General features: G+C 59.9%; 4 protein-coding genes and 1 pseudogene. 2 read left to right on the forward strand and 3 right to left on the reverse strand.

Annotation, left to right across the window (positions count from 1 at the left end; translation table 11 throughout):
• A partial coding sequence (locus EN993_RS29330; protein WP_245469006.1) for a DUF5801 repeats-in-toxin domain-containing protein occupies positions 1 to 1,757 on the reverse strand: 1,757 nt, incomplete at its 3' end.
• A gap of 313 nt (positions 1,758 to 2,070) precedes the next feature.
• The gene (locus EN993_RS29335; protein WP_109659573.1) at positions 2,071 to 2,718 is read right to left on the reverse strand and encodes a response regulator transcription factor; all 648 of its coding nucleotides are present in this window, start codon (positions 2,716 to 2,718) and stop codon (positions 2,071 to 2,073) included.
• Positions 2,719 to 3,168: 450 nt separating this feature from the next.
• Between EN993_RS29335 and EN993_RS29340 the strand changes: the two are divergent.
• Positions 3,169 to 4,090 (forward strand): annotated as a pseudogene (locus EN993_RS29340) (family 16 glycosylhydrolase).
• Positions 4,091 to 4,443: 353 nt separating this feature from the next.
• The gene (locus EN993_RS29345) at positions 4,444 to 4,914 is read left to right on the forward strand and encodes a nucleoside deaminase (RefSeq protein WP_109659575.1); all 471 of its coding nucleotides are present in this window, start codon (positions 4,444 to 4,446) and stop codon (positions 4,912 to 4,914) included.
• 227 nt (positions 4,915 to 5,141) lie between these two features.
• Here the strand turns inward: EN993_RS29345 and EN993_RS29350 are convergent, their stop codons facing one another.
• Positions 5,142 to 5,957, reverse strand: a complete 816-nt coding sequence (locus EN993_RS29350; protein WP_127265531.1) for an oxidoreductase — start codon at positions 5,955 to 5,957, stop codon at positions 5,142 to 5,144.
• Positions 5,958 to 6,141 lie beyond the last annotated feature (184 nt).

Raw genomic sequence — 6,141 nt, forward strand, 5'->3', positions numbered from 1 at the left:
GTGCCGGTGGTGGAGATGCTCGGGCCGTCGTCCTTGAAGTTGAGGTTTTGGCCGATGTCAAGGCTGGCCGGCAGGTGGTCACCGTCCTTGTCGGTGACGGTCGCGGTGAGCTGGATCAGATTGTCGGCGGCCAGGCTGGTGCTGTCGTTCGGGTCAGTGGTGTCCGAATGGACCACCGCCCGCGATTGGTCGAGTGTCACGTTGCCGGCGGCGTCGACCGAGACACGGAATACTTCGAGCCCGCCCGACGCCGTGGTGCCGATCACCACACCGCTGGCATTCAGATTGAGGACCACCGCCTCGCCGCTTTGAGTGTCGACAAGACCGCTGACGACATTCGTGCCGCCGCCAAGGACGCCAAGCGCATAGGTCAGCGTGCCGGCGCCGTCGACGCCGAAGGCCGAACTGAAGTTGCCTGCAAAGCTCTTCGTGTCGTTGGTGGCAAGAGCCGACTCGTCGACGGTCAGCGTCGGCTCCGCACCGGTGATGGAGATGCTCGGGCCGTCGTCGTCGAAGTTGATGTGGGAGCCGACCTCTTCGCTGTAGGCGTTGGTGCTTGTCGACGAGAAATGGAACTCGCTGATGTCGCATCCTTCGTTCGAATCGACCCCCTTGACCTGCAACCGATCCATTGGGCTGCTGGTGGTGATGTCGACGGTGGTGGTGTTATCGAGCCCGGTGATGGTCACGGCGTTCCCGGTCCCGCTGAGCCCGGTGACGGTGACGTTGCCGCTTGCCGTGGCATAGGTGCCATCGACGGTGATGACGGATGCAAACCCCGATGTACCCGTCAACTTGATGCCGGTGATGTCCACGGGGCTGGTCGCAGTGCCGTCAAAGAAGTCCGTGCTTTGCTCGTTGCCCGTATTGTTGAAGGCACTGATGCTGACGTCCACACGCGCAGTCGGAGTGGAAGGCGTGATCTGGCTGATCGTGAACCCGGCCTCCGTGATAGTCTCGAGATGGCTGCCGTACTGGATTTGCGACGCACTACCTGCGTTCAGATTGCCGCCGGTCACAAAATCGACCTGCAGCGTTTCGTTTGGATTGATGCTCTGGTTGTTGATGCCGAAGCCCTGTTCGCTCACGTTGGCGGTGCCACCGTTCAGACCTATCACCAGAAGCTGCTTGGACGCGTCATTGGACGAATTGATCAGGTAGAAATCATGATTGCCGGGCGCGGCGGCCGTGCCCGCGAAACCAGCCACGCTGGTGCCCGTGACCGAGGCGAACACCTTGTCAGTCAGATCGATACGGTCGTCCGGGTTGGTCGCGTCCGGATGGAGCAAAGGCACATACTCGACCGTGTAGAGATCCGCATTGGTGGTGCTGGTGGGGATCAGCGCAAACGAGAAGGCCAGCGGCCCGGTCTCGGCGGGCTCGGCGGTCGCGTCAGAGGTGCCAATGACGCCAATCACGACGTTTGGATGCGTTGGATCCTGGAACAGCCAGACATAATTGCCATCGACCGTCTGAATGCCGCTGTTCACGCCGACGGTGGTGGAAAACGGGGTGCCGGACAAGTTCTGGGAGAGAGCGACCGAGGTGATGGTTTCGCCCGCGCTCGCCGAGGCCACCACGAAGTTGGTCTGGAAGGCGACCTCCGGTGAGGGCAGCCCGCCAGCCGCGTCGAGACCCAGGAGATATGTCAGCGTGGTGTCGGTGTTGTACGGCGCAATGGACGGGTTAATATCATCGTCCTGAAGGCCGATGGTTTCGTCGATGATGATGTCTTGGGTTGTGATATCGAGTGCCATGGAGATTCTCCCCCTGTTCAAAACGCATCAAGAAAAGGGGGTCATCCCCTCCAGATGCTGGATGCCCCTACCCGAGTGCACCCGCTGACCCGCTGAATTGCGGCCTTTAATCCTCCATTGTGTCGCCGACGCAGAGGGCGCGTCCATTCCCGGTTCGATAGTGTTAGGGTGAATGGCCGTACCTGATCGAACGATATATATCCTTCGATAGATCAGGCTGGCGCGGGCGGTGGTGCGGGCCTTACGGCCGATGGCGTCAGGCGGCTTTCCGGCCTGTTGCCGTCATCATGTCGATGTCAGCTGAAGGCGATGGTCAGATCAGGTCGGTGCGGCGCGTTGCTGGAACGTCCGCGCCTTTGCCATGCGCCACCCAGGCCAGTTCCGCTCGGCTGCCGAGGTGTAGCTTCTCGTAGACGTGATGCAGGTGCATCTTCACCGTGCCTTCGGATACGTGCAGCCGTTGCGCGATGGTCTTGTTGCGCAACCCGCGCGAGACGAGATCGGCGATCTCGGTCTCCCGCCCGGTCAACCTGGACGTCGGCTGCGGCTGCGATCGGGGCATCAGCAGTTGCTGGACGATGTTGTTGTCGATCCACTTCTTGCCTGTCGCCACCGCATTCACGCATTCGATGAGATAGCGGTGGCTGATGCCGTCCAGAAGCAGGCCGTCGACGTCGAGCGTCTGTATTTCCTTGATATCGAGCCTGCCGGTTGGCTGCACGATGAAGATGATGCCGAGAGCGCTGTTGCAGGCCTTCAGCCGGGAGGAAAGAGCTGATGTCTGGGGGTCCGCGATATCCAGGCCGACGATGACGATATCAGGCCGTTGGCGCTCCACATGAGGGAGAACGTCGACAGGGCGGCGGCACTGGGCGACAACATCGTGTCCAGCCCTCTGCAACACCCACTCCAGACCGGCGAGATACACCCCCCGCGGGTCCGCGACAACCAAAGTCGACATACGAACACCGTCCGGTAAAAACGCAACTAACTTGGTTAAGTACCCGTTAAATCAGGAAACCAGAGCTTAGACTGTTTGTCAAGTAATAGCTAATATAGTGACTGCTATAAAAATAATCTGAGGCTGTCAGGTCGGCCGGCCCGGGATTTCGCCGCCGTACGATGTTGCTCGGCGGATTGCCTTTTGATGGCGCAAGGCGCGTTTTCTCCACGCTGACTGCGAAGTCAAACCTCGCCTAAGATTGCGACAACTTCTGACCAAAAAAAGTGCTGCCAGCCCAACCTGGATACATTCGAGGCAATGGCGGCGGCCCGGAGCGGCTGCGTGCTAAGTTCTTGGTAACTCTCACCAGTCGAACACTATTCGAAGGTCAAAAAAGGCATTGGCTTCTCGTGTCGTCCATAGATGCTGGGGCTGACATCGAGGCGAGTCCAAGGAGCTGAGACCAGCATGGCCACTGTCCTGAACGCCAAGGGCGTTCCACTTCCCTACAGCGGGTCCTCGACCAAGTGGTACTCGGCGACGAATTCCGGCCCGGCGCTCTATGGCAGCATCTACAACGACTCGCTCCATGGCGACAGTAATGTCAGCGTCACGATGTATGGCGGCAAGGGCGATGACATCTACTATCTGTATTCCACGAAGAACAAGGCGGTCGAGCTGGCCAACGAGGGTGTCGACACCATCTCGACCTGGATGAGCTACAGGCTCCCGGCGCATTTCGAGAACCTGACGGTCACGAACGACAAACACTATGCTTTCGGAAACGAGCTGAACAACATCATTACCGGCGGCTTCGGCCAACAGACGATCGATGGCTTAAAGGGCGACGACGTTCTCAAGGGTGGATCCGGGGCGGACATTTTCGTCGTGGCCCCCGGCAACGGCAGTGACCTGATCCTGGACTTTAGCGTCGAGGATACAGTGCGCATCGGGAGCTACGGCTTCACCTCCTTCAAACAGGTGCACGCCAACATGGCCGGCCTTCTGGCTTTTGCCGGCGGACGGCTCCTGGCCACCGGAACTGGACATCATAGAGATGACCGGTCAGGATCCAAACAAGCTCCTCATGACAAGCCACTCGAACGAGACGGGAACGCATACGACAGCGGCATCGATGCCCTTTGCCTCGGATACCGCAGGGTTCCACAAATACGGTGTGCTGTGGACGGAAGACGAACTCGTCTGGTATTTCGACGACGTCGAAGTTGCCCGTGCCGCAACACCTGCCGACATGCAAGAGCCGATGTATATGCTGGTCGATCTGGCAGTGGGCGGCATCGCGGGGGCGCCCGCCGACGGGCTTGTGACGCCCGCGCAAATGCATATCGACTACATCCATGCCTATTCGTTGAACGATTGGGTTATCTAGGCGCAACACCTGACGCTGGGGTCGGCACGGACACATTCGTCATCAAACCATATCGGGCACCTCCCGTAGGACGTCCAATCGTTCGACGGACCATTGCCGAAAACATGGCGCTTCAAACCTCAGATGGCCCCGGACGAGATATTGACGGGGCGGGCGCTGCCCGGCGGGCACGATCTCATCGTCCATCTGCCGGAAGGCTACGACGCGCGGATCGGCCCTCGCTCGGGACCGCCGGGAGCACTGCTCAGAGCCACCCATGGCTATCGCGAAATCACTCCATCTGCTACCGTCCACGCCATTCCAGACTTCATCTGGGAGTATCGGCTTAGACAGCCTATGAGGGGCACCAGGCGATGACCCGCGACCAGATGCTCGCCCACCTGCGCGCCGCCGATGCGGTAGCGCGCGAAACCGCCACGCACGGGCATCATCCTTTCGGCTGTGTGCTCGTCGGCCCTGACGATCGCATCCTCATGCGGCAAGGCAACATCAACACCGTGCGCCACGCCGAAACCGAACTCAGCCGACGTGCCGCGGACGCCTATCCGCCGGATTTTCTCTGGTCCTGTACGCTGGTCTCAACCGGCGAGCCCTGCGCCATGTGCACCGGGACGCTCTACTGGGCGAATATCGGCCGGCTGGTCTACGGCTTCGAGGAGACCAAGCTTCTCGCGCTGACTGGCGACCACGCCGAGAATCCGACGATGGACCTTTCCTCGCGCACGGTGCTCGGCTCGGGGCAGAAGCAGATCGCTGTCCACGGCCCCTTCCCCGAGATGGAGGAGGAGCTCCTCGCCCCGCATCTCAGTTTTTGGCGGCGCTAGGGGCGGCAGAACTTTTGCCTGGGAGGCCGGCTGCCACTCTGTCGATTGGAACGATGGTAGCGGGAGAGCGCTACCGCCTTTCCCCACACTCGTCGGATCGGCGGTTCCTGCTCCGTTGTCTTGGATGAGCATTCATTTTTGAACTGCCCCTCTACTCAATGTACGAGTTGGTCATCTAGTCCCAGCATTTGGATTCGAAGACCTCGTTTTGTCTGCAGCCGAAATCGTCAGACTGGCAGCCCTAGTTGTTTTCTCAGGCTCTTGTCGAATGCGGACGCGGGGACGAAGCGTCGCAGGAAACTTACCTGACGCGCCATTTTTCCCGCCGCATAGCGTTTCTTCGGAGTGGGATCGATCGCAGCGGCCAAAATGGTCTTGGCTACCACTTCGGGCGCGTCGCCTTTTTCCATCGATTTCCGAACGGACATAGTCATGCCAGCGCGCGCGGAATCATAGATATCAAGCAACTGATCGGGGGCGGCGAGATTGTCCTCGAATGCCGTACGGGTATAGGCGGGCTCCACCAACGACACGCGAATGCCGAACGGGCGCAATTCGTGATCGAGCGACTCGGAATAACCCTCGATGGCATGTTTGGTCGACGCGTAAAGTGCGAAATAGGGAGCGGGGATGAACCCCTGTACCGAACTCAAATTAACGATTCTGCCCATTCCTTGGCGTCGCATTGTCGGCAACACCGCGTTGGTCACGCGGAAAACGCCGAAGACGTTCACGTCGAACAGCGCCTGAGCCTGGGCGATCGAGGACTCCTCCGCGCCACCAAACAGACCCATGCCGGCATTGTTGACAAGCAGGTCGATGCGTCCGGCCTTGGCCAGAACGTCATCGACCATTTTCGCAACGGACGCGTCGTCGGTCACGTCGCACGTCAGCATGGTAACGCCGTCGGATTGGTTGGAAGCAGTGCGACGACTGGTTCCGAATACGCGATAGCCCGCGCTTAGCAAGGCGTCGGCGGTAGCCCGCCCGATGCCGGAAGATGCCCCTGTCACAAGGGCGACGCCAGGATTGGTCTTGTTCATGGAAATTATTTCTTTCTTTGTGTTGAACCGGAGTTGGAGAACCATGGAAGGTCGGTGTGAAGGGTGCCAATCATGAGCGCCCCTGGCGCTCGCGTCGGGCCGCTGGGGCGGTCCAGCGCCTGAACAAGGCGCTGGCATTCACGCCGCCAAAGCCGAAGCCATTGGAGATCGCATACTCCATCTC

This window comes from Mesorhizobium sp. M7D.F.Ca.US.004.01.2.1, assembly GCF_003997785.1.
Lineage (GTDB): Bacteria > Pseudomonadota > Alphaproteobacteria > Rhizobiales > Rhizobiaceae > Mesorhizobium > Mesorhizobium loti.

What these genes read in the sequence shown, in the direction of transcription:
- EN993_RS29335 (WP_109659573.1), bottom strand. Translation starts at nt 2,718, where the DNA reads ATGTCGACTTTGGTTGTCGCGGACCCGCGGGGGGTGTATCTCGCCGGT.
- EN993_RS29345 (WP_109659575.1), top strand. Translation starts at nt 4,444, where the DNA reads ATGACCCGCGACCAGATGCTCGCCCACCTGCGCGCCGCCGATGCGGTA.
- EN993_RS29350 (WP_127265531.1), bottom strand. Translation starts at nt 5,957, where the DNA reads ATGAACAAGACCAATCCTGGCGTCGCCCTTGTGACAGGGGCATCTTCC.